The organism is Curtobacterium sp. C2H10 (genome assembly GCF_025407985.1).
Taxonomy (GTDB): Bacteria; Actinomycetota; Actinomycetes; order Actinomycetales; family Microbacteriaceae; genus Curtobacterium.
Genome location: NZ_JABXGF010000024.1, coordinates 28,160 through 51,018 on the forward strand (window position 1 = coordinate 28,160; position 22,859 = coordinate 51,018).

Below are 22,859 nucleotides of genomic sequence, written 5' to 3' on the forward strand. Positions count from 1 at the left end.
CGTGCCTCCCGGCTCCTGCGTCGCGTCAGCGACCGGTGACCGCGCGCCGGATCTGCTCGATCGGCACCTTCGGGGTGCGGTCCGCGTTCAGCAGGCCGTTCGTCTCCTGCATCGTGTCCGTGAGCTGCGTGTAGCAGGACCCGGCGAGGAACGAACTCGCGCGGATCGCGTCGTACAGCGCCGTGATCCGGGCAATCCAGTCGTCGCCGTCGGCCGCGGTCGTGTAGCCCCAGCCGTCCTCGCGCTGGGCGCCGGGCTGGTAGTTCACGCCGCCGAACTCGGTGAGCATGACCGGCTGCCCGCGGTCGACCGCCCCGCCGACCAGTACCCAGCGGTCGGACGGGCCCATGCCGTGGAACAGTGCCGTGCGCGCCGCGTCGTCGGCGTAGGTCGCCGCGAGCCGGGGCCCGACGCCCTCGTAGTCGTGGATCGTGATGATGTCCGAGTCCGGGTGCTCCCACCCGTCGTTCGAGATCACCGGCCGTGTCGGGTCGATCGCCCGCGTGACGTCGGCCAACGACCGCGCGTAGGCCTGCTGCGCGGGGTCGGTCGCGATGTGCTGCACGCCCCAGCTCTCGTTCGCCGGGACCCACGTGACGATCGACGGGTGCGAGGCGTCGCGCTCGACGGCGTCCATCCACTCGCGCATCAGCCGCTGCACGGCCCGCGGCGAGAACGCGTACGCACCCGGCGCCTCACCCCACACGAGGATGCCGAGCCGGTCCGCCCAGTAGAGGAAGCGCGGGTCCTCGATCTTCTGGTGGTTGCGTGCGGCGTTGAAGCCGAGCTCCTTGATGAGCTCGACCTCGCGGCGGAGCGCCTCGCGGGAGGGGGCTGCGATGTGCGAGTCCGGCCAGTACCCCTGGTTGAGGACGCTGCGGACGTCGTAGCTCCGGCCGTTGAGGAGGAACGCGCCACCGTCGACGCCGACGGTGCGCACGCCGAAGTAGGACGCGACGGCGTCGATCGGGGTGCGATCGCTGCCGGATCCCAGCAGGGTGACCGTGGCGTCGACGAGCCGCGGTGCCTCCGGCGACCAGTGCAGTTCGTCCTCGGCCTGCCCGTTCGCCTGCCGGGCGATCGGGACGACCACGTCGAACTCGTTCGCCGTCGCGCCGAGCGTGGTCTCGATCGTCGCGAGGTGTTCGTCGCGCTCGTCCCAGCGGGCGTCGACGCGGAGGCGCTCGCCGCCGGTCCGGGCCCCGGCGAGCCGGACGGTCAGGCGGAGCGTCTGGTGGTCGAGGTTGGTCCAGCGGAGGTACTCGATCGACGTGGTCGGCACGGCCTCGAGCCAGACGGTCTGCCAGATGCCGGTGGTGCGGCGGTACCAGATGGCGTGCGGGTCCTCGTGCCAGTCCTGCTTGCCGCGGGGCTGGGTGAGGTCGTGCGGGTCGTCCTCGGCGCGGACGACGAGGGTGTGCACGGCGTCGGAGTCAGTCAGGACGTCGGTCACGTCGAACGAGAACGGCGTGTGGCCGCCCTCGTGCTCGCCGACGAACTGCCCGTCGATCCAGACCCGGGCACGGTGGTCCACCGCGCCGAAGTGCAGCAGGAGCCGGGGTGCCGCGACGCCGTGTCCGGCGGCCTCGAGCTCGGCGCGGCCGATGGTGCGGGAGTACCAGACGACGGGGTGGAAGCCCGGCTCGTCGATGCCCGACGCGACGGACTCGGGCGGGAACGGGACGACGATGTCCCGTGCGTCGGGGAAGCCGGTCCGCCAGGCGGGGTCGTCGCCGTCGTTGCGGAAGGACCACGTGCCGTCGAGGTCGGCCCACTGCGGGCGGAGCATCTGCGGCCGGGGGTACGTGCCGTCCTGCCGGGAGGCGAGCGGGAGGGCCTGCGGGGAAGCGGTGTCAGGTGCGGCGACGATGCCGTCGAGCGTGCTCATGCCTCCATGCTGGCGCGGCTGGTACATCGTTGTAAAGAGCGCGGCAACGATTCCGGGCGAGTGCCCGCCCGGCCTGTCAGGCGATCGCGGCGTCCCGCGTCAGGACCATGACGTCCATGCGCCCCTGCTGCACGGTCTCGCCCCGCTGGTTCCGGAGCGACACCGTCCGCTCGACGATGCCCGTCGTCCCGGAGCTCGTGAGCCGCGTCGACAGGATCTCGACCTCGCACGTCAGGGTGTCCCCGATGAACACCGGCGCCGTGAAGCGCCACTGGTCGATGCCGAGCAGCGCGACGGCCGAGCCCTCGAACACCCCGGTGCGGGCGATCAGGCCGAGGCAGAGCGAGGTGCCGAGCAGCCCGTGCACGACCCGCTGGCCGTAGCGGGTCCTGGCTGCGAACTCGACGTCGGTGTGGACCTGGTTGTTGTCGTTCGTCCACGAGGCGAACGACACGACGTCCGCCTCGGTGATGGTCCGGCCCGGGGTCGTGAAGGTCTGTCCGGCGGCGAGGTCTTCGAGGTAGTGCGGCACCCGGTCATCCTCGCAGACCGGTCGCCACGCGCGACCGCAGGCGGGCGACGAGGTGCTCGGCCCGGTCCCGCTCGCGCTCCACGACGGCGTGCTCGGTCGTGGCGAGGACCCCGGCGCCGAACGTGTCCGCCCCGCTCCTCGCCGCGAGGGTCGCCAGCTCCCGGTGGGCCGCGGTGGCGTGCGCCGCGTCGAGCACCTCGCCGAGGCTGTCCTGGACCCGCCGCAGCAACCCGAGGTGCCGCTTCCCGAGGTCCGTCGCCTCGTCGGCGGCCTGCAGGGCGTAGCGCAGCCGCCGCGCCGCCTTCCGGACCTCGTGCAGGTCGTCGAGCGTCTCGGTGCCGCCGTCGATCGCCTTCGCGACCCGCTTCCGCTCGCGCGCGATCCGGCGGACGGTGAACGCCTGGGCGTCGTCGTCGGCGTGCGGTCCCCGCGGCACCCGGGCGACGAGGTCGTCGAGGCGGTCCAGTGCCCGGAACCACGTCGCCGAGCGCAGGGTGTGTCGGAGGTCGGCGGCCGCCGCCGCGCGGGACTCGGCGACGTGCGCACCGATCCGGTCGAGGGTCTGGGCGTCGACGAAGCCCTCGGGAGCGCGGCCGGCCGTGCGGAGCAACCGGTCGCGCAGGACCTCGGCGTCGCGGGCGACACCGGCCACCCGCGAGACCTCGGCCAGTTCGGCGCGCAGGGGTTCGGTGGCGTCGCGGTCGAGGGCACCGCGGTACGCGGCCAGCACGCTCCGCAGCCGACGCAGGACCTTCCGGAGGTCGTGCACCGACCCGTGCTCGTCGGCACGCACCCTCGGGTCGACCGCGACGAGGTCGGCGCGCAACGACCGGAGGACCGCTCGCAGGGCAGCGGCCGCCGAACCGCGTCGCGGGCGTCCCGCCGTTCCCTTCCGACGCTCGGGTGCGGCACGGAGCGCAGGGTGCCCGGCCCCGCCTCCAGCCCGCCCGGCCCCACCACCAGCGCGCCCGGCCCCACCCCGGGCGCCACCACCCACCCCGGGTTCCGCCGCGTCCGCCAGCGCCCGCTCCGCAGCCCGGGACACCGTCCCGCCCCGCCCGTCGTCGCTCAGCGCCCACCACCGAGCCGACCGGAGCACCGCGGCGTCGGGCTCGCCCTCGTCCACACGGACGTCGGCCACCTCGGCCCGGAGCCGCCCGTCCCGCCCGCGCAGCTCGACGAGGGTCGTCGCCGTGTCCCGCACCCGGACGACCCGGACCGGGCGGCCGCGCAGGAAGACCTCGACAACGTCGCGCGGTACGTGGTCCGCATCGTGGTCGTCGCCGCCGTCGAGGTCCGGGGGCACCTCGACCGGTCCGTCACCGCGGTCGACGCTCCACCCGGCGTCCGACCGGAGGAGCTCGACGCCCTCGGCCGCGAGGGCCCGGTCGTCGGTGTCCCACAGGTGCTCGCGCAGCACCACGGGACCGTGCCGGAGGACGCGGTCGGCGAAGGGTTCGAGGGCGGGCAGCCGCCGGTCGTCGGCGATGCGCCACGTGCGACGGGGGTCGGTGCGGCCGAGCGGCTCCGGGTGCGGGGTCTGCATGCCGTCAGTGTCGTCCGCCCCGGGGCCCTCGTCACCGGGCCTGCCGCGTTCTGTGGATGCCGCACCCGGAGCGACGCCCTGTGGAGGACAGCGGACGACCCGAACCCAGCGCCCCACGACCCCAGCGCCCAGCGCCCAGCGCCCCACGATCCAGCGCACCACCCTCAGCCCCCGGCGCGTACGGTTCGCCCCATGAGCGACGAGGCACCCGTCCCCGCCCCCGGCGAGCCCACCGACCGCACCCTCGAGGGCTGGATCGCCCACCAGCGCTGGTACACGGCGAAGGGCTCCACCCCGCGGCTGCGCACCCTCGCGCAGCCCGCCGGTACCCGCCTCGTCCTCGACGACGCCCCGACCGGCCCCGTCCTCTACCAGGCGCCGGTCAGCCCCGACGCGACCGGGACCGTGCACGACGCGACCGCCGATCCGGACTGGATCCGGTCCCTCGCCGCGCGCATCGACGCCGACGACGAGAGCCTCGTCCCGATCGGCACCGTCCGGCGGTCCCGGGTGCTCAGCGGCGAACAGTCGAACACCTCGGTGATCTGCGAGACGGACACCGGCGCCGAGGTCATCGTGAAGGTCTTCCGCGTGCTGCACCACGGCGACAACCCGGACGTCACCACGCAGCTCGCCCTCTCGGCCGCGGGCAGCGCCCGGGTGCCGCGCGTGTACGGCGCGCTCCGCGGGAGCTGGCCGGACCCGGGGCGCTCCGACGGCACCGCGAGCGGGCACCTCGCCTTCGCCCAGGAGTTCCTGCCGGGACTGCAGGACGCCTGGCGCGTGGCGCTCGGCGACGCCCGCGAGGGCATCCCCTTCGCATCCGACGCCGAGCGGCTCGGGCTCGCGCTCGCCGAGGTGCACCGCACCCTCGCCGAGGCCCTGCCGACCGAGCCCGCCGACGACGACCGCCGTGCCGCCGCGATCGCGACGATGCACGGCCGGCTCGACGCCGCGGCACGCGAGGCCCCGGCGATCGCCCCGCACGTCGACGCCGTCCGTGCGGTCTACGCCCGGGCCGCCGACGCCGACTGGCCCGACCTGCAGCGCATCCACGGGGACCTGCACCTCGGACAGGTGCTCGCCGCTCCGGAACCCCGCGGCTGGGTCTTCCTCGACTTCGAGGGCGAGCCGCTCCGGCCGCTCACCGAGCGCTCCCTGCCGGACGTCACGCTCCGGGACGTCGCCGGCATGCTGCGCTCGTTCGACTACGTCCAGGGCTCGCTCGCCCAGGACGCCGAACCCGTCGACGCGGGGGAGTGGGCACAGGACGCCCGGTCGGCGTTCCTCGACGGCTACCAGCAGGGGACGGGATCGGACCTGCGTGCCCACCGGGAACTGCTCGACGCGTTCGAACTCGACAAGGCCGTCTACGAGGTCGTCTACGAGACCCGGAACCGTCCCGACTGGGTCGGGATCCCGCTCGCCGCGGTCACGCGCCTGGTCGCGCGCAGCGCGGCCTGACCGACGGACCGAGGGCTGCGGCCCTGGACCGGACCGGATGACGGACGGGAGGCGCGGTGCCAGCCGGCACCGCGCCTCCCGTCCGTCATCGGGTGACGCCCGTCAGTTGACGGGTCCGGTGTACTTCTCACCCGGTCCGGCGCCCGGCGCGTCCTGGATGCTCGACGCCTCGCGGAACGCGAGCTGCACCGAACGGAGTCCGTCGCGCAGCGGGCGGGCGTGGTGGTCCCCGATCTCCGTCGCCGCGGCGGTGACGAGCCCCGCGAGCGCCGTGATGAGCTTGCGCGCCTCGTCGAGGTCCGTCTGCTGCTCGGGGTCGTCCGCGAGACCCACCTTGACGGCGGCCGCGCTGAGGAGGTGCACCGCCACGGTGTTGATGAGTTCGACGGCCGGCACCTCCGAGATGTCGCGGGCGGCCTCGTCGGGCTCGGGGGATGGGGTGTCGGTCACGGTGCTCCTCTGCTAGACTCGTCCGCGGCAGATGCTGTCAGTGTGCCCGGACTCGTGCGAACGAGGCCGATCACTCCCGCAGCGTCACGAAAGAGGAGTCTCTCCCACCCGCGGCCGCGCACCACAGGCTACCGGGTCCACACCGCTCCACCGGCGTCCGCGTCGGTCGGCCGTCCCGCAGGGGTCGGCGTCGGGCGGCTGCCGAACGGGTCACGATCCGTGCGTCAGATCTCCTCTCTCGTGCCGTCGTCCAGGGCAAACGCCCCGGACGGCCACCACCTGATTGAAGGAGCTCCGCATTCCCGATCCCCGTACCAACGACCGAATCCGCGTCCCCGAGGTCCGACTCGTCGGCCCCCAGGGCGAGCAGGTCGGCGTTGTCCCCATCGCCGTCGCACTGCGCCTCGCGCAGGAAGCCGAGCTGGATCTGGTCGAGGTCGCGCCGAACTCGAAGCCGCCCGTGGCGAAGATCATGGACTACGGCAAGTTCAAGTACGAGGCCGCTCAGAAGGCCAAGGAAGCGCGTCGCAACCAGGTGAACACGGACCTCAAGGAAGTCCGTTTCCGCCTGAAGATCGACGTGCACGACTACGAGACGAAGCGCAAGCGCGCCGAGGGCTTCCTCCTCGGTGGCGACAAGGTGAAGGCGATGATCCTCTTCCGTGGCCGCGAGCAGTCGCGTCCGGAGCAGGGTGTCCGTCTCCTCCAGAAGTTCGCCGAGGAGATCGCCGAGTTCGGTGTCGTCGAGTCGCGTCCGACCCAGGACGGCCGCAACATGACGATGATCATCGCCCCGCTCAAGAACAAGTCCGACGTCAAGGGCGAGCAGAACGCCAAGCGCGCTGCTCAGAAGGCCGAGCGTCGTGCGTCGGAGCACGCTGCGAAGGGCAAGGACGAGACCACCGACGTGGCTCCCGAGCCCGCGCAGGCCGAAGCTCCCGCCGAATAGGTCCCACCGACCGATCCCGCAACGACGCGGCTCCCCATCCATCCCACGGAAAGGCACCACCATGCCCAAGCAGAAGACCCACTCCGGGTCGAAGAAGCGCTTCAAGGTCACCGGCAGCGGCAAGATCATGAAGCAGCAGGCCGGTATGCGTCACAACCTCGAGGTCAAGAGCGCCAAGCGCAAGGCCCGCCTCAACGAGGACCAGGTCCTCGCCAAGGCTGACGCGAAGAACGTCAAGAAGCTCCTCGGCCACTGAGCCCCGCAGAACGTAAAGGAATAGATCAATGGCACGAGTAAAGAGAGCGGTCAACGCCGCCAAGAAGCGCCGCGTCATCCTCGAGCGCGCCGAGGGCTACCGCGGTCAGCGTTCGCGTCTGTACCGCAAGGCCAAGGAGCAGGTCACCCACTCCCTCGTCTACGCGTACCGCGACCGTCACGCGAAGAAGGGCGAGTTCCGTCGCCTCTGGATCCAGCGCATCAACGCCGCGTCGCGTGCGAACGGCCTGACCTACAACCGCCTCATCCAGGGCCTCGGCCTTGCCGGCGTCGAGGTCGACCGTCGCATCCTCGCGGACCTCGCGGTGAACAACCCCGAGACGTTCGCGGCGCTCGTCGAGACCGCCAAGAAGGCGCTCCCGGCCGACACCTCGGCCCCGAAGGCTGCGTAGTCAGTTCTTCTGCTCACGAAACCCCCGCCGGTCCGGCGGGGGTTTCGTCGTTCCTAGACTTGTCCCGTGAGCGATCTCCTCGAGAACCCCAAGGCCGGCCGAGTCCGTGCCGTCGCAGCGCTGTCGAAGAAGGACGTGCGCGCCGACACGGGCCTGTTCCTGCTCGAAGGGCCGCAGGCGGTGCGCGAGGCGATCGAGTACCGCCCGGAGCTCCTCCGCGAGCTCTACGTGACCCCGACGGCGGCCGCGCGCTACGGCCTCGACGACGCGCCGGTCGACACGTGGTTCGTGACCGAACAGGTCCTCGACGCGATGGCGGACACCGTGACGCCGCAGGGCGTCGTCGCGGTGTGCCAGCAGTTCCCGACGTCGGTGAAGGACGTCTTCCCCGACGCCGGTGCCGCCCAGGAGGCGCGTGGCGGCCTGCCGGGGATCGTCGCGATCCTCGAAGAGGTGCGTGATCCGGGCAACGCCGGCACCATCATCCGTGCGGCCGACGCCGCCGGCGCCGACGCGGTGGTCCTCACCGGGCGCAGCGTCGACCCGTACAACCCGAAGGTCGTGCGGTCGACCACGGGCTCGCTCTTCCACGTGCCGGTGTCGGTCGGCGTGACGCTCGCCGACGCGGTGTCCCGTGCCCGGGGCCTCGGGTACACGATCCTGGCCGCCGACGTCTCGGGCGACGACCTGCCCGAGGTCCGCGCCGACGGCATGCTCGACGGTCCGACCGCGTGGGTGTTCGGCAACGAAGCACGTGGTCTGACCACCGAGGACCTCGCCCTCGTCGACCGCGCCGTGAAGGTGCCGATCTACGGCAAGGCGGAGTCGATGAACCTCGCGACGGCCGCGTCCGTCTGCCTGTACGAGTCGGCGTTCGCGCAGCGCACGGCTCGTCCCTCCACAGGCGACTGATCGGGCGACTCCTCCCCAGACCGTCCGGTACCGGACGGCGGTATCCCACGGGCCGGTAGGCTTGGGTCTCGTGTCAGAACCTCTCGAGATCAGCGAATCGGCCGTCGCCGACGCCGTGGACCGGGCCCTCGCGGCGGTCCGCGCCACGACGACCGTCGCCGAGCTGAAGCAGGCCAGGGCCGAGCACACCGGCGAACAGTCCGCGCTGGCGCGGATGAACGCGTCGATGCGCAGCGTGCCGAAGGAGCAGAAGGCGGCCGCGGGCAAGCTCGTCGGACAGGCCCGTGGGCAGGTGAACGCGGCGATCGCCGAGCAGGAGTCCGTGCTCGCCGAAGCCGAGGAACGTGCACGTCTCGACGCCGAGCGCGTCGACGTCACCGCGCTCCCGGTCCGCCGCGCGCCCGGCTCGCGGCACCCGCTGTCGCTCCTCAACGAGACCGTTGCCGACATCTTCGTCGGCATGGGGTGGGAAGTCGCGGAAGGCCCCGAGCTCGAGCACGAGTGGTTCAACTTCGACGCGCTGAACTTCGACCCGGACCACCCGGCCCGGGCGATGGCCGACACGATCTTCGTCGAGCCGGTCGAGCGCCACCTCGTCATGCGCACGCACACCTCCCCGGTACAGGTGCGGTCGCTGCTCTCGCGCGACCTGCCGCTCTACGTCATCGCGCCGGGCCGGGTGTACCGCGCCGACGAGCTCGACGCCACGCACCTGCCGGTCTTCACCCAGGTCGAGGGCATCGCGATCGACAAGGGCCTGACGATGGCGCACCTGCGCGGCACGCTCGAGCACTTCGCGCGCCAGATGTTCGGGGCCGAGGCGCAGATCCGTCTCCGCCCGAACTACTTCCCGTTCACCGAACCCAGTGCCGAGATGGACGTCTGGCAGCCGAACGCCAAGGGCGGCGCTCGGTGGGTCGAGTGGGGCGGCTGCGGCATGGTCAACCCGAACGTCCTGCGCGCCGCCGGCATCGACCCGGCCGAGTACCAGGGCTTCGCGTTCGGCATGGGCATCGAGCGGACACTGCAGTTCCGTAACGGCCTGAACGACATGCGTGACTTCCTCGAGGGCGACATCCGCTTCTCGCAGCAGTTCGGAACGGTGGTCTGATGCGCGTCCCACTCCGTTGGCTCGGCGAGTCCGTCGACCTCCCCGACGACGTCACCCTCGAGCACGTCCACGCGGCGCTCGTGTCGGTGGGCTTCGAGGAAGAGGACGTCCACACCTACGACCTCACGGGCCCGATCGTCGTCGGCCGCGTGCTCGAGCGCGAGCCCGAGCCGCAGAAGAACGGCAAGACGATCAACTGGTGCCGGGTGGACGTCGGCGAGCCCGAGCCCCGCGGCATCGTGTGCGGCGCGCACAACTTCGACGTCGGCGACCTCGTCGTCGTCACGCTCCCCGGCGCCGTCCTGCCCGGGCCGTTCCCGATCGCCGCGCGCAAGACCTACGGGCACGTGTCCGACGGCATGATCGCCTCGGCACGCGAGCTCGGTCTCGGCGACGAGCACGACGGCATCCTCCGCTTCGCGGACCTCGGCATGGAGCCCGAGGTCGGCGCGGACGCCATCGCGCTCCTCGGTCTCGACGACGCCGCGGTGGAGATCAACGTGACCCCGGACCGCGGGTACGTGCTGAGCATGCGCGGCGTCGCTCGCGAGTACGCCCACGCCACCGGCGCGACCTTCCACGACCCGGTCGAGCGGGTCACCCCCCGCAGCGCCGAGGGCTTCCCGGTCGTGATCGACGACCGGGCCCCGGTGCGTGGCCGGGTCGGCGCGCACACGTTCGTCACCCGTGTCGTCCGTGGCATCGACCCGACCGCGAAGACCCCGGCGTGGATGGTCTCGCGCCTCGCCCTCGCCGGTGTCCGGTCGATCTCGCTGCCCGTCGACATCACGAACTACGTCATGTTCGAGCTCGGTCAGCCGCTGCACGGGTACGACCTCCGGACGCTGCAGGGCGGGCTCGGTGTCCGTCGTGCTGCTGCCGGCGAGACCCTGACGACCCTCGACCACGTCGAACGGACGCTCGACCCGGAAGACCTCGTCATCACCGACGACTCCGGTCCCGTCGGCCTCGCCGGCGTGATGGGCGGCGCCCGGACCGAGATCTCCGACGCGACCACCGACGTCCTGATCGAGGCCGCCGGCTTCGACCAGACCTCCATCGCCCGGACCGCGCGTCGGCACAAGCTCCCGAGCGAGGCATCCCGACGCTTCGAGCGCGGTGTCGACCCGCTCGTGGCCGAGGCCGCTGCGAACCGTGCGGTCGAGCTCCTCGTCGAGCTCGCGGGCGGCACCGCGGACCCCCTCGGCTCGACGCTCGTCGACACCGAGCCCCGTCCGACGGTCACGATGCGCATCGCCCGTCCGGCCGAGCTCGTCGGCGTCGACTACACCGACGCCGAGGTCATCGACACCCTGCGCGCGATCGGTGCGTCGGTCGACGTCGACGGGGACACGCTCGCCGTCGTGCCGCCGACCTGGCGCCCCGACCTCACCGACGACACCACCCTCGTCGAAGAGGTCGCGCGCATCGTCGGCTACGACCGCATCCCGAGCGTCCTCCCCGTCGCGCCGCCCGGCCGTGGGCTGACCGGTCACCAGCAGGCGCGTCGTCGCGTCGCCGCTGCACTCGCCGCCGACGGCCTGGTCGAGGTCGTCACCGCACCCTTCGTGTCGCAGGCCACGCAGGACGCCTACCCGGGCATCGACGGTGCCGGCGGGCCGAGCGTGGTCCTCGCGAACGCCCTCGACAGCGAGCAGAGCCTCCTCCGACGCAGCGGGGTGCCGGCACTCGTCGACGCCGCCCGCCGCAACGTGTCGCGCGGCCTCCTCGACGTCGCGCTCTACGAGACCTCGCGGGTGTTCCTGCCGGTCGCGGGCGAGACGCTCGGCACCGACACGGTCCCGGCCGGCGCCGTCCTCCCGGACCGCGACACCCTCGCCGCGCTCGACGCGTCCCTGCCGCCGCAGCCGTTCCACGTGTCAGCGCTGCTCACCGGCAACCGGGTCGTGAAGCAGCCCGGCGTACAGCCCGAGCCGTACGGCATCGCGGACGCACTCGACGTCGCGCGCGCCGTCGCGTGGGCGGTCGGGGTCGAGCTCACGGTGGCGCAGACGACGCACCCGTCCCTGCACCCGGGCCGCGCGGCATCGCTCCTCGTGGACGGAACCGTCGTCGGCGTCGCGGGGGAACTCCTGCCCGAGCTGACCGAGGCAGCGGTCCTGCCGCGCGTCGTCGCGGTCGTCGAACTCGACCTCGACGCCATGGTCCGGGCGGCGCCCGAGCTGGTGTCGGTGGCACCGATCGTGTCCTACCCGGCGGCGACGCAGGACCTGTCCCTCGTGGTGGATGCCGACGTACCGGCGGGTGACGTACTGGATGCGGTGCGCACTGGTGCCGGAGAGCTGTTGGAGTATGCTCGCCTCGTGGATGACTACCGGGGCTCCGGCGTGGACGAGGGACAGAAGTCCCTGACGTTCGCGCTGCGCTTCCGTGCCACGGACCGCACGCTGACCGCTGCCGAGGCCACTGAGGCCCGTGACGGCGCCGTCCGACGTGCCGGCGAGCGATTCGGGGCGACCCTGCGCGACTGATCCCATCGGGACCAGCACCGCCCGGGGCCGCCGCCTCCGACTCTCTCGACGACCAGTCCGACCAAAGGTGGAATCCCATGTCCGTATCCGTCGCCGTGGCGGGAGCCTCCGGCTACGCGGGCGGTGAGCTCCTGCGCGTGCTCTCCGCCCATCCCGAGTTCGACGTCAGGACGGTGACGGCGTTCTCGAACGCCGGACAGCCGCTCATCGCGACGCAGCCGCACCTCCGCTCGCTGTCGCACCTGACCCTCGAGCCGACGACGGCGGACAACCTGCGCGGACACGACGTCGTGTTCCTCGCGCTGCCGCACGGCCAGTCCGGGGCCATCACCGCGGAGCTCGGCGACGACGCCCTCGTCGTGGACTGCGGCGCGGACCACCGGCTGACCGACCCGGCGGCGTGGGAAGCGTTCTACGGCGGCGACTACCACGGCGCGTGGACCTACGGGCTGCCGGAGCTGCTGCACGCGGCGCCGACGCCCGGGTCGGCGGACGAGTGGCGTGACGTGGACGACATCCAGACGCAGAGCCGGCAGCGGGCGGCGCTCGTGGGGACGAAGCGGATCGCCGTCCCCGGGTGCAACGTGACCGCGGTCACGCTCGGCATCCAGCCGGGCATCCAGGCCGGGCTGATCGAGTCGGACGACCTCGTGGCCGTGCTGAGCGTCGGCCCGAGCGGTGCCGGCAAGAAGCTCGCGAACACGTACCTGGCCTCCGAGATCATGGGCTCCGCGAGCGCGTACGCGGTCGGCGGGAAGCACCGCCACATCCCGGAGATCCAGCAGAACCTCGTGGTCGCCGGCGCGTCCGACGTGACGATCTCGTTCACGCCGGTCCTCGTCCCGATGTCCCGCGGCATCCTGGCGACGACGACCGCGAAGCTCGCGCCCGGTGTGAGCGCCCGTGACGTCCGGCTCGCCTGGGAGCAGGCGTACGCCGACGAGCCGTTCGTGCACCTCCTGCCCGAGGGCGAGTTCCCCCGGGTCGCCGACACCATCGGCGCGAACACCGCACTGATCGGGCTCGCGGTCGACGAGGCCGCCGGTCGCGTCGTCGCGGTGAGCGCCCTCGACAACCTGGCCAAGGGCACCGCCGGTGCCGCGGTCCAGTCGACGAACATCGCCCTGGGCTTCCCGGAGACCCTCGGCCTCAGCGTGGACGGAGTCGCACCGTGACCGACGCAAGCCAGCCCACCCACACCGACCCGGGCCTCCAGGGCGTCACCGCGGCAGCGGGCTTCCGCGCGGCCGGCGTGACCGCCGGTCTCAAGTCGAGCGGCAAGCCCGACGTGGCCCTCGTCGTCAACGACGGGCCGGACGCCGCAGTGGCCGCGGTCTTCACCAGCAACCGTGCCCAGGCGCACCCCGTGATCTGGTCGCGCCAGGCGGTCGGTGACGGCACCGCCCGAGCGGTCGTCCTGAACTCCGGCGGCGCGAACTGCTTCACCGGTCCGTTCGGCTTCCAGACCACCCACATGACCGCCGAAGCCGTGGGCGAGGCGCTCGGCATCGGCGCCGGCGACGTCGTCGTCTGCTCGACCGGCCTCATCGGGGTCGGCGACCAGACGTTCCGCGACAACGTCCTCAGGGGCGTCGACCTCGCGAGTGCGGCACTGTCGGCCGACGGTGGTCCGGACGCCGCGACCGCCATCATGACCACCGACACGAAGCCGAAGCAGTCGGTCGTGACCGAGGACGGCTGGACCGTCGGCGGCATGGCCAAGGGCGCGGGCATGCTCGCACCCGGGCTCGCGACGATGCTCGTCGTGATCACCACGGACGCCGTCGTCGGCTCGGACGAGCTCGACCAGGCGCTCCGGGCAGCCACCCGCGTCACCTTCGACCGGGTCGACTCGGACGGCTGCATGTCGACGAACGACACCGTGGTGCTGCTGTCCTCCGGCGCGAGCGGCGTCACGCCCGAGGTCGGCGACTTCCAAGAAGCCCTGACCGCGGTCTGCGCCGACCTCGCACGGCAGCTGCAGCAGGACGCCGAGGGCGCGAGCCACGACATCGCGATCCACGTCGTGAACGCCGCGACCGAGGACGACGCCGTCACGGTCGGCCGGAGCGTCGCCCGGAACAACCTGTTCAAGGCCGCGGTGTTCGGCAACGACCCGAACTGGGGCCGGGTGCTCGCGGCGATCGGCACCACCGACGCCGAGTTCGACCCGTACGCCGTCGACGTCTCGATGAACGGGGTCCGTGTCTGCCACGCCGGCGCACCGGACGAGCCGAGCGCCCGCGTCGACCTGACGCCGCGCGACACCGACGTCCTCATCGACCTCGGCGTCGGACCGTTCTCGGCGACGATCCTGACGAACGACCTCACGCACGACTACGTCCACGAGAACAGCGCGTACTCCAGCTGATGGCCGACGACAGCATCCTCTCGAAGGAAGAAGAGCACGAGCTCGCGACCGTCAAGGCCGCGACCCTCATCGAGTCCCTGCCGTGGCTGAAGCGGTTCTCGGGCAAGATCGTCGTCGTCAAGTTCGGCGGCAACGCCATGGTGAACGAGGACCTCAAGCGCGCGTTCGCCGAGGACATGGTCTACCTCCGGTACGCCGGCCTCCACCCGGTGGTCGTGCACGGCGGCGGCCCGCAGATCTCGGCGGCGCTGAAGGAACAGGGCATCGCGTCCGAGTTCCGCGGCGGCTACCGCGTCACCACGACCGAGGCGATCACGGTCGTCCGCGACGTGCTCGCCGGCGAGGTCAACCGCGAGATCGTCGACCTGGTGAACGAGCACGGCGAGGGCCTGGCGGTCGGCGTCTTCGGCGACGGCGGCTCGCTGTTCACCGGCGAGAAGAAGGGCGTCGTCGTCGACGGCGAGCACTTCGACCTCGGGCACGTCGGCGACATCACGCACGTCGACCCCTCCGGTGTGCTCGCCGCGATCGAGGCCGGCCGCATCCCCGTGGTGTCGAGCATCGCCATCGACGACGCCCACCCGGACCAGGCGCTCAACGTGAACGCCGACGCCGCGGCGGGCGCGCTCGCGATCGCCCTCAATGCGTCGAAGCTCATGATGCTCACCGACGTCCCCGGCCTGTACCGCAACTGGCCGGACCGCGACTCGATCGTCGACCTCATCGCGGTCGAGGAGCTCCGCGCGCTCCTGCCGTCGCTCGAGTCGGGGATGATCCCGAAGATGACCGCGTGCCTCGACGCCGTGGTCGGCGGGGTCGGCGGCGCGACGATCATCGACGGGCGGATCCCGCACTCGATCCTGCTCGAGGTGTTCACCCTGCGCGGCGCGGGCACCGAGGTGATCCCGGACCCGAGCCGACGCACCGAGAACCAGATGACCCACGCCGAGATCGGCCGACGCGTCGCAGCACCGTCGACGAGCAGCACCACCGGTCAACACGTGGCCAGCACGACCGAGAAGGGACAGCCGCAGTGAGCACCGAGACGCAGACCGAGACCTGGAACGACCGGTTCGGGGCGTCGCTCATGCGATCCCTGACCCCGCCGAAGATCATGCTCGAGCGCGGCGAAGGCTGTCGCGTCTGGGACGTCGACGGCAACGAGTACCTCGACTTCCTCGCCGGCATCGCCGTCAACTCGCTCGGCCATGCGCACCCCGCGCTGGTCGAGGCGATCAGTGACCAGGCCGCCAAGCTCGTGCACGTCTCGAACTACTTCGCGACCCCGCCGCAGCTCGAGCTCGCCGAGCGGCTCAAGCGCATCACCGGCGCAGGTGAGGCCGGCCGCGTGTACTTCGGCAACTCCGGTGCCGAGGCCAACGAGGCCGCGTTCAAGCTCGCACGGCTGAACAAGGGCGCCGACGGGCAGAAGACCCGCATCCTCGCGCTGAAGCAGGGCTTCCACGGCCGCACGATGGGCGCGCTGGCGCTCACCGGCAAGCCCGCCCTGCAAGAGGACTTCCTGCCGATGGTCCCCGGGGTCGAACACATCGACTCCACGGTCGCCGCGCTCGAGGAGTCGATCGACGACACCGTCGCCGCGCTCATCGTCGAACCGATCAAGGGCGAGGCCGGCGTGGTCGACCTGCCCGAGGGGTTCCTGCTCGCCGCTCGCCGCCTGACCGCGGAACACGGCGCGCTGCTGATCCTCGACGAGATCCAGACGGGCGTCGGCCGGACCGGCAACTGGTTCACCTACCAGGGCCACGGTTTCGAGCCGGACGCCATCACGATCGCGAAGGGCATCGCGGGCGGGTTCCCGATCGGTGCCCTCGTCACCTTCGGCTGGGCGTCCGAACTGTTCTCGGCCGGCCAGCACGGCTCGACGTTCGGTGGCAACCCCCTCGGCACCCGGGTGGCGAACGCCGTCCTCGCCGAGATCGAGCGGGCTGACCTCGTGTCCGGTGCGGTGACGAAGGGGGAGCGGATCCGTGCGGGGATCGCGAGCATCGGCTCGCCCCTCGTCGAAGAGGTCCGTGGCACCGGCCTCCTCATCGGGGTCGGTCTGGCCGGCCCGGTCGCCGCCGCCGTCAACGCCGCCGCGCTCGAGCGCGGCCTGATCATCAACGCCCCGAACGAGTCGAGCCTGCGCATCGCGCCGCCGCTCGTCGTGTCCGACGCCGAGATCGACGAGTTCGTGTCGATCCTCAGCGAGAGCCTGGCCGCAGTCGCCGCCGAGCAGGGCACCACCACCCAGGAGACCTCCGCATGACCCGCCACTTCCTCCGCGACGACGACCTCAGCCAGGCGGAGCAGTCCGCGATCCTCGACCTCGCCGAGCAGATGAAGGCCGACCGGTGGGGTGCCAAGCCCCTCGCCGGACCGCAGAGCGTCGCCGTGATCTTCGACAAGTCGTCCACCCGCACGCGGGTGTCCTTCCATGTCGGCATCTCCGACCTCGGCGGCAGCCCGCTCATCATCTCGACGGCGAACAGCCAGCTGGGGGGCAAGGAGACGCCGTCCGACACCGCACGCGTCCTCGAGCGCATGGTGTCGGCGATCGTGTGGCGCACCTACGGCCAGGCCGGGCTCGAGGAGATGGCGGCGAACACCAGTGTCCCAGTCGTCAACGCCCTGTCGGACGACTTCCACCCGTGCCAGCTGCTCGCTGACCTGCTCACCATCCGCGAGCACCGCGGGACCCTGGCCGGGCAGACCGTGGCCTTCATCGGCGACGGCGCGAGCAACATGGCGCAGTCCTACCTGCTCGCCGGGGCCACCGCGGGCATGCACGTCCGCGTCGCAGCACCGGCCGAGTTCTCCCCAGCGGCCGAGGTCGTCACCGACGCCGAGCGTCGTGCTGCCGTGACCGGCGGTTCCGTGCTCGTCGTGACCGACCCGGTCGCCGCCGTCGCCGGAGCGGACGTCGTCGTGACCGACACCTGGGTGTCGATGGGCAAGGAGGACGAGAAGCAGGCGCGGCTCGACACCTTCAACGGGTACCGCGTGGACGACGCGATGATGGCGCACGCCGCCGACGACGCCGTGTTCATGCACTGCCTGCCCGCCGACCGTGGGTTCGAGGTCACGGCCGAGGTCATCGACGGTCCGCGGAGCATCATCTGGGACGAGGCGGAGAACCGTCTCCACGCCCAGAAGGCGCTGCTCGCCTGGCTCCTCGCAGCGAACGCGACCGGCGCTCCCGCCGCGACCGGCGCCCCCGCGACGACCGGCGCCCCCGCGTCCGCCTGACACAGGGAGACCACCGTGGCAGACCGCGTCGTCCTCGCGTACTCCGGCGGACTCGACACGTCCGTCGGCATCGGCTGGCTGCGTGACGCCACCGGCAAGGACGTCGTCGCCCTCGCGGTCGACGTCGGCCAGGGCGGCGAGGACATGGCGGCGATCCGGCAGCGCGCGCTCGACTGCGGCGCCGTCGAGTCGATCGTCATCGACGCGAAGGACGAGTTCGCCGACGACTACCTCGTCCCCGCGCTGCAGGCCAACGCCCTGTACCAGAAGCGCTACCCGCTCGTCTCCGCGCTGAGCCGTCCCCTCATCGCGAAGCACCTGGCGCTCACGGCGAAGCAGCTCGGTGCCGACAGCGTGGCGCACGGGTCCACGGGCAAGGGCAACGACCAGGTCCGCTTCGAGGCGGCGGTCGCGGCCCTCGCCCCGGACCTGACGAGCGTCGCACCGGTGCGGGACCTCGCGCTCACCCGCGACCGAGCGATCGCCTACGCCCAGCAGCACGGGCTGCCGATCGAACAGTCGGAACGCTCGCCCTGGTCGATCGACCAGAACGTGTGGGGTCGAGCGGTCGAGACCGGTCACCTCGAGGACCCGTGGAACGCCCCGGCGGAGGAGCTCTACGCCTACACGCAGGACCCGACCGTCCCGCGTGCTCCGGACGAGGTGACGATCACCTTCGAGCAGGGCGTCCCGGTCGCCATCGACGGACAGCGGTTCAGCGTGCTGCGCGTCGTGCAGGAGCTCAACGCGCTCGCCGGCAAGCACGGTGTCGGTCGGATCGACGTGGTCGAGGACCGGCTCGTCGGCATCAAGTCGCGCGAGGTGTACGAGGCGCCGGCCGCCGTCGCCCTGATCGCCGCGCACGAGGAGCTCGAGAACCTGACCCTCGAACGCGACGTCAACCGGTACAAGCGGCAGGTCGAGTCGGACTGGGCCGACCTGGTCTACGACGGGCTGTGGTTCAGCGGCCTGAAGCGGAGCCTCGACGCCTTCATCGCCCACACCCAGCAGCACGTCTCCGGCGATGTCCGACTCCGGCTCCACGCGGGCCGAGCCGTCGTGACCGGACGCCGCTCCAGCCAGAGCCTCTACGACTTCGACCTCGCGACCTACGACACGGGCGACGCCTTCGACCAGTCGCACGCGAAGGGGTTCATCGACATCTGGTCGTTGCCGAGCAAGATCTCCGCCCGCCGCGACCTGGCCAACTGAGCGCCCAGGCACCCCGCCCCCAAACCCACGACCGGACGACGAGAGAACCATGACCGACGCGAACCAGCCCGCCGCCAAGACCGACGCCACCAACACCGGCGCCCTCTGGGGTGGCCGCTTCGCGGACGGCCCGAGCGCCGAGCTCGCCGCCCTCTCCCGATCGACCCACTTCGACTGGCAGCTCGCCCCCTACGACATCGCCGGCTCCCGCGCCCACGCCCGCGCCCTCAACACCGCCGGGTACCTGACGGCCGACGAGCTCGAGCGGATGCTCGCCGGCCTCGACCGCCTCGAGTCCGCGCACGCCGACGGCACGCTGCAGCCCGCCGACAGCGACGAGGACGTGCACGGCGCCCTCGAACGACTCCTCATCGCCGACCTCGGTCCCGAGCTCGGCGGGAAGCTGCGCGCCGGCCGGAGCCGCAACGACCAGATCGCGACGCTGGGTCGGATGCACATGCTCGACCACGGTCGCCGCATCGGGCACCTCGTCATCGACCTCGTCGACGCGATCTCCCAGCAGGCCAACGAGCACCCCGGCGCGATCATGCCGGGTCGCACGCACCTGCAGCACGCGCAGCCGGTCCTCCTCGCACACCACCTGCTCGCGCACGCGTGGCCCCTGGTCCGTGACCTGGAGCGGCTCCGCGACTGGGCGGACCGCGCGAGCGTGAGCCCGTACGGCGCCGGCGCCCTTGCGGGGAGCTCGCTCGGCCTCGACCCCTCGGCGATCGCCCACGAGCTCGGGTTCGCCCGCCCCGCGGACAACTCGATCGACGCCACGGCGGCTCGTGACGTGGTCGCCGAATTCGCCTTCGTCCTCGCGCAGATCGGCATCGACGTCTCCCGCCTGGCGGAGGAGATCATCCTCTGGAACACGAAGGAGTTCGGCTTCGTCCGGCTGCACGACGCGTTCTCCACGGGGTCGAGCATCATGCCCCAGAAGAAGAACCCGGACATCGCCGAGCTCGCCCGGGGCAAGTCCGGCCGGCTCATCGGCAACCTGACCGGCCTGCTCGCAACCCTCAAGGGCCTGCCGCTGGCGTACAACCGCGACCTGCAGGAGGACAAGGAGCCCGTCTTCGACTCGGTCGCCACCCTCGAGGTCCTGCTCCCCGCCTTCACCGGCATGGTCGCGACCCTCTCGTTCGACACCGACCGCATGGCCGAGCTCGCGCCGCAGGGCTTCTCGCTCGCGACGGACGTCGCCGAGTGGCTCGTCCGCCAGGGGGTGCCGTTCCGCGACGCGCACGAGGTGTCCGGCGCGCTGGTCCGGTACTGCGAGGAGTGCGGGATCGAACTCGACGACCCCACCGACGACGAGTACCGGACGGTGTCCGAACACCTCACGCCCGAGGTCCGCGGCGTCCTCACCATCGAGGGCTCCGTCGCGTCGCGCGCCGGCATCGGCGGCACCGCGCCGGACCGCGTCGCCGAACAGCTCGCGTCGCTCACCCGTCGCGTCCACGACCTGGCGGAGGGCGTGCCGTTCACCCGATGACCGACCCCACGCTCGCGCTGCTGTCCGAACCGGCGCCGGTCTCGGCGCCGGCGTTGCTCGGTGCGACGATCGCGGGCAAGGGCGTGACCCTGCGCATCACCGAGGTCGAGGCCTACTTCGGCCCCACCGACCCCGGCTCGCACGGCCACCGTGGTCCGACGCCGCGCAACCGGCACCTGTTCGGACCGCCCGGGACGCTCTACGCCTACCGCTCCTACGGCATCCACACGTGCGTCAACGTCGTCAGTGCGCCGGAGGGCACGTCGTCGGGATCGCTGCTGCGGGGCGCGCAGGTCGTGGAGGGCCTCGAGACCGCCCGTTCCCGACGCGGCGGCTCCGTCACGGACGTCGCGCTCGCGCGCGGTCCCGGCAACCTCGGCGGCGCGCTCGGTGCGGTGCTCGGCGAGGACGACGGCAGCAGACTCCTCGACGGCTCCGGCCCGTACGTGCTGACGTTGGCTCCCGGCCTGGAGGCGCGGCTCGCCGCCGTCGGACCGACGCGCGTCGTCGAGGAACTCCTGTCCGAGACCGTGCCCGGTCCGGCGGCGACCGGTCCGGTCCCGCGGATCTCCCGAGGGCCGCGCACCGGCGTCGGCGGCATCGCCGGCGGCGCGCGCTTCCCCTGGCGCTTCTGGCTCACCGGTGACCCGACGGTGTCGGCGTACCGGCGGCACAAGGGTGCCCTCGATTGACGGAGTCGACCCGCGCCTCCTGGACCGCGTGCGCCGCTACGATGGCTGGGTGTCCAGTGAATCCGCTCACGATGTCCTGACGCGCCAGCAGAACGACCCGACCTTCGCCTCGGTCTGGGACGAACTGCGCTGGCGTGATCTGGTGCACGTCTCCACCGACGAGACGGCGCTCAAGGAGGCCCTCGACGGCGAGCCGATCACGTACTACTGCGGTTTCGACCCGACGGCGCCGTCCCTGCACTGCGGGAACCTGCTGCAGCTGCTCACCATGCGCCGGATCCAGCTCGCCGGGCACAAGCCGCTCGCACTGGTCGGTGGTTCCACCGGGTTGATCGGCGATCCGCGGCCGACAGCCGAACGGACGCTCAACACCCGCGAGACCGTGCAGGAGTGGGTGACGCGGTTGCAGGGCCAGGTGTCGCGGTTCCTCAGCCCCGACGGCGAGAACGGCGTGCGGCTGGTGAACAACCTCGACTGGACGGCACCGCTGTCCGCGATCGACTTCCTGCGCGACATCGGCAAGTACTTCCGCGTGAACTCGATGCTCAAGAAGGACGCCGTCGCCGCGCGCCTGAACTCCGACTCGGGCATCAGCTACACCGAGTTCAGCTACCAGATCCTGCAGGGCCTCGACTACCGCGAGCTCTTCCGCCAGTACGGGTGCACCCTGCAGACGGGCGGCTCGGACCAGTGGGGCAACCTGACCTCGGGGACGGAACTCATCCGTCGTGCCGAGGGGGCGACGGTGCACGCGCTGGGGACGCCCCTCATCACGAACTCCGACGGCACGAAGTTCGGCAAGAGCGAGGGCAACGCGATCTGGCTCGACCCGGACATGACCTCGCCGTACGCGTTCTACCAGTTCTGGCTCAACACGACGGACGCCGACGTGATCGCCCGGCTCCGCCAGTTCACGTTCCTGTCCCGTGCCGAGATCGAGCGGCTCGAGCAGGCCGTGGCCGACGAGCCGTTCCGGCGCGAGGCGCAACGGACCCTCGCGTTCGAGGTGACGGCGGTCGTGCACGGGGTCGAGGCGACGCAGGCGGCGATCGATGCCTCCGCGGCGTTGTTCGGCAACGGCGACCTGGGCGCGCTCGACGCCACCACCCTGCGGTCGGCGATCGCGGAGCTCCCGGGGTCGGTAGCGCTGCCCGGTGATGCGGACGTGGCCCGAGCGCTCGTCGACACCGAGTTGGTGAAGTCCCTCGGCGAAGCCCGTCGCGCCATCGACCAGGGTGGTGTGTACGTGAACAACACCCGCGCCGAGGACCCGACCGCGCCGCTGTCCGACCTGGCCCTGCCCGGGGGAGTGCTCGTCCTCCGTCGTGGCAAGAAGACCCTGGCCGGCGTGACGCTCTCCTGATCGTCGCCGCTCGTCGATGCCCGGTTCCCCTGGTGGGAGCCGGGCATCGCTGCGTCCGGGCCGCACGTGTTGCACAACGCGACACGCCCGGGATGTGGCCCGTCTTGGCGCACCCGCTGAACGCTGCGTATAGTTCTTACTCGTCACCCCAAAGGTGCGGCGGAGCGGCTGGAGCGAAAGCCCAGAGCACGCCGGCCCTCAAGCGGGACCATCCTCCACTGAAGTTCAGATCTGGCCTTGCGCTGGATCGCTTCGACGCCTAGGATGACTACTCCACCGGTTCTCTCCTACGGGATGAGCCACTGGGCCTCAGGGTCCGACGACACACCGGTGGTCAAACCAAGAACGAAAGCCTCTCTGGCGGAACCTCTTTCGGGGTCGAGTGGGGAGTGCGTCTGGTCCTTGAGAACTCAACAGCGTGCACATTGTCAATGCCAATTTATTGACCCCGTGACT

General features: G+C 71.7%; 20 protein-coding genes. 16 read left to right on the top strand and 4 right to left on the bottom strand.

Translation table 11 applies throughout. The features are described 5' to 3' along the window. Nucleotides 1-25: 25 nt before the first annotated feature. The 3 genes from HWD93_RS10530 to HWD93_RS10540 all read right to left on the bottom strand — a co-directional run bounded on the left by HWD93_RS10530 (nt 26) and on the right by HWD93_RS10540 (nt 3,966). On the bottom strand, nt 26-1,888 hold the full coding sequence (locus HWD93_RS10530; RefSeq protein ID WP_261646794.1) for a glycoside hydrolase family 2 protein: 1,863 nt from the start codon (nt 1,886-1,888) through the stop codon (nt 26-28). Nucleotides 1,889-1,964: 76 nt separating this feature from the next. Next, the gene (locus HWD93_RS10535) at nt 1,965-2,420 is read right to left on the bottom strand and encodes a MaoC/PaaZ C-terminal domain-containing protein (protein WP_070417876.1); all 456 of its coding nucleotides are present in this window, start codon (nt 2,418-2,420) and stop codon (nt 1,965-1,967) included. Between the two features lie 4 nt (nt 2,421-2,424). After that, nucleotides 2,425-3,966: a CHAD domain-containing protein gene (locus HWD93_RS10540; protein WP_071295812.1), complete on the bottom strand. Its 1,542-nt coding sequence runs from the start codon at nt 3,964-3,966 to the stop codon at nt 2,425-2,427. Between the two features lie 192 nt (nt 3,967-4,158). Between HWD93_RS10540 and HWD93_RS10545 the strand changes: the two genes are divergently transcribed. Next, nucleotides 4,159-5,430 carry a phosphotransferase gene (locus HWD93_RS10545; RefSeq protein WP_261646795.1) on the top strand — a complete coding sequence of 424 codons (1,272 nt, stop codon included), beginning with the start codon at nt 4,159-4,161 and terminating at the stop codon, nt 5,428-5,430. A gap of 102 nt (nt 5,431-5,532) precedes the next feature. On the opposite strand, the gene HWD93_RS10550 is transcribed toward HWD93_RS10545, so the two are convergent. After that, nucleotides 5,533-5,880 (bottom strand): DUF1844 domain-containing protein, encoded by a 348-nt coding sequence (locus HWD93_RS10550; protein ID WP_071295810.1) that lies wholly within the window; start codon nt 5,878-5,880, stop codon nt 5,533-5,535. Nucleotides 5,881-6,163: 283 nt separating this feature from the next. Here HWD93_RS10550 and infC point away from each other — a divergent pair, with 283 nt between their 5' ends. From infC to tyrS, 15 genes are all read left to right on the top strand, one after another. Continuing rightward, nucleotides 6,164-6,829: a translation initiation factor IF-3 gene (gene infC, locus HWD93_RS10555; RefSeq protein ID WP_070417880.1), complete on the top strand. Its 666-nt coding sequence runs from the start codon at nt 6,164-6,166 to the stop codon at nt 6,827-6,829. Nucleotides 6,830-6,890: 61 nt separating this feature from the next. After that, the gene (gene rpmI / locus HWD93_RS10560) at nt 6,891-7,085 is read left to right on the top strand and encodes a 50S ribosomal protein L35 (protein WP_022903519.1); all 195 of its coding nucleotides are present in this window, start codon (nt 6,891-6,893) and stop codon (nt 7,083-7,085) included. Nucleotides 7,086-7,113: 28 nt separating this feature from the next. Then, nucleotides 7,114-7,497, top strand: coding sequence for a 50S ribosomal protein L20 (gene rplT / locus HWD93_RS10565; protein WP_022908516.1), 384 nt, complete (start codon nt 7,114-7,116; stop codon nt 7,495-7,497). A 66-nt stretch (nt 7,498-7,563) separates the two neighbouring features. Continuing rightward, complete coding sequence (locus HWD93_RS10570) at nt 7,564-8,409, top strand: RNA methyltransferase (protein WP_070417881.1); 846 nt, start codon at nt 7,564-7,566, stop codon at nt 8,407-8,409. A 70-nt stretch (nt 8,410-8,479) separates the two neighbouring features. After that, on the top strand, nt 8,480-9,520 hold the full coding sequence (pheS, locus tag HWD93_RS10575) for a phenylalanine--tRNA ligase subunit alpha (RefSeq protein WP_070419380.1): 1,041 nt from the start codon (nt 8,480-8,482) through the stop codon (nt 9,518-9,520). Continuing rightward, on the top strand, nt 9,520-12,012 hold the full coding sequence (pheT, locus tag HWD93_RS10580) for a phenylalanine--tRNA ligase subunit beta (protein WP_261646796.1): 2,493 nt from the start codon (nt 9,520-9,522) through the stop codon (nt 12,010-12,012). The genes pheS and pheT overlap by 1 nt, the downstream gene beginning before the upstream one ends. 77 nt (nt 12,013-12,089) lie before the next feature. After that, nucleotides 12,090-13,187 carry an N-acetyl-gamma-glutamyl-phosphate reductase gene (locus tag HWD93_RS10585; RefSeq protein WP_071295808.1) on the top strand — a complete coding sequence of 366 codons (1,098 nt, stop codon included), beginning with the start codon at nt 12,090-12,092 and terminating at the stop codon, nt 13,185-13,187. Next, nucleotides 13,184-14,383 (top strand): bifunctional glutamate N-acetyltransferase/amino-acid acetyltransferase ArgJ, encoded by a 1,200-nt coding sequence (argJ, locus tag HWD93_RS10590; protein ID WP_261646797.1) that lies wholly within the window; start codon nt 13,184-13,186, stop codon nt 14,381-14,383. Before HWD93_RS10585 ends, argJ begins: the two co-directional genes overlap by 4 nt. Further along, nucleotides 14,383-15,420 (top strand): acetylglutamate kinase, encoded by a 1,038-nt coding sequence (argB, locus tag HWD93_RS10595; protein WP_261646798.1) that lies wholly within the window; start codon nt 14,383-14,385, stop codon nt 15,418-15,420. Before argJ ends, argB begins: the two co-directional genes overlap by 1 nt. After that, nucleotides 15,417-16,655: an acetylornithine transaminase gene (locus HWD93_RS10600; protein WP_261646799.1), complete on the top strand. Its 1,239-nt coding sequence runs from the start codon at nt 15,417-15,419 to the stop codon at nt 16,653-16,655. Before argB ends, HWD93_RS10600 begins: the two co-directional genes overlap by 4 nt. Beyond that, complete coding sequence (gene argF / locus HWD93_RS10605; RefSeq protein WP_261646800.1) at nt 16,652-17,635, top strand: ornithine carbamoyltransferase; 984 nt, start codon at nt 16,652-16,654, stop codon at nt 17,633-17,635. The genes HWD93_RS10600 and argF overlap by 4 nt, the downstream gene beginning before the upstream one ends. Before the next feature lie 15 nt (nt 17,636-17,650). Continuing rightward, nucleotides 17,651-18,847: an argininosuccinate synthase gene (locus tag HWD93_RS10610; protein ID WP_071302043.1), complete on the top strand. Its 1,197-nt coding sequence runs from the start codon at nt 17,651-17,653 to the stop codon at nt 18,845-18,847. 49 nt (nt 18,848-18,896) lie between these two features. Then, nucleotides 18,897-20,348 carry an argininosuccinate lyase gene (argH, locus tag HWD93_RS10615; RefSeq protein ID WP_261646801.1) on the top strand — a complete coding sequence of 484 codons (1,452 nt, stop codon included), beginning with the start codon at nt 18,897-18,899 and terminating at the stop codon, nt 20,346-20,348. Continuing rightward, nucleotides 20,345-21,040 (top strand): DNA-3-methyladenine glycosylase, encoded by a 696-nt coding sequence (locus HWD93_RS10620; RefSeq protein ID WP_071302041.1) that lies wholly within the window; start codon nt 20,345-20,347, stop codon nt 21,038-21,040. The genes argH and HWD93_RS10620 overlap by 4 nt, the downstream gene beginning before the upstream one ends. 49 nt (nt 21,041-21,089) lie before the next feature. Then, complete coding sequence (gene tyrS, locus HWD93_RS10625) at nt 21,090-22,403, top strand: tyrosine--tRNA ligase (protein WP_071295802.1); 1,314 nt, start codon at nt 21,090-21,092, stop codon at nt 22,401-22,403. Nucleotides 22,404-22,859 lie beyond the last annotated feature (456 nt).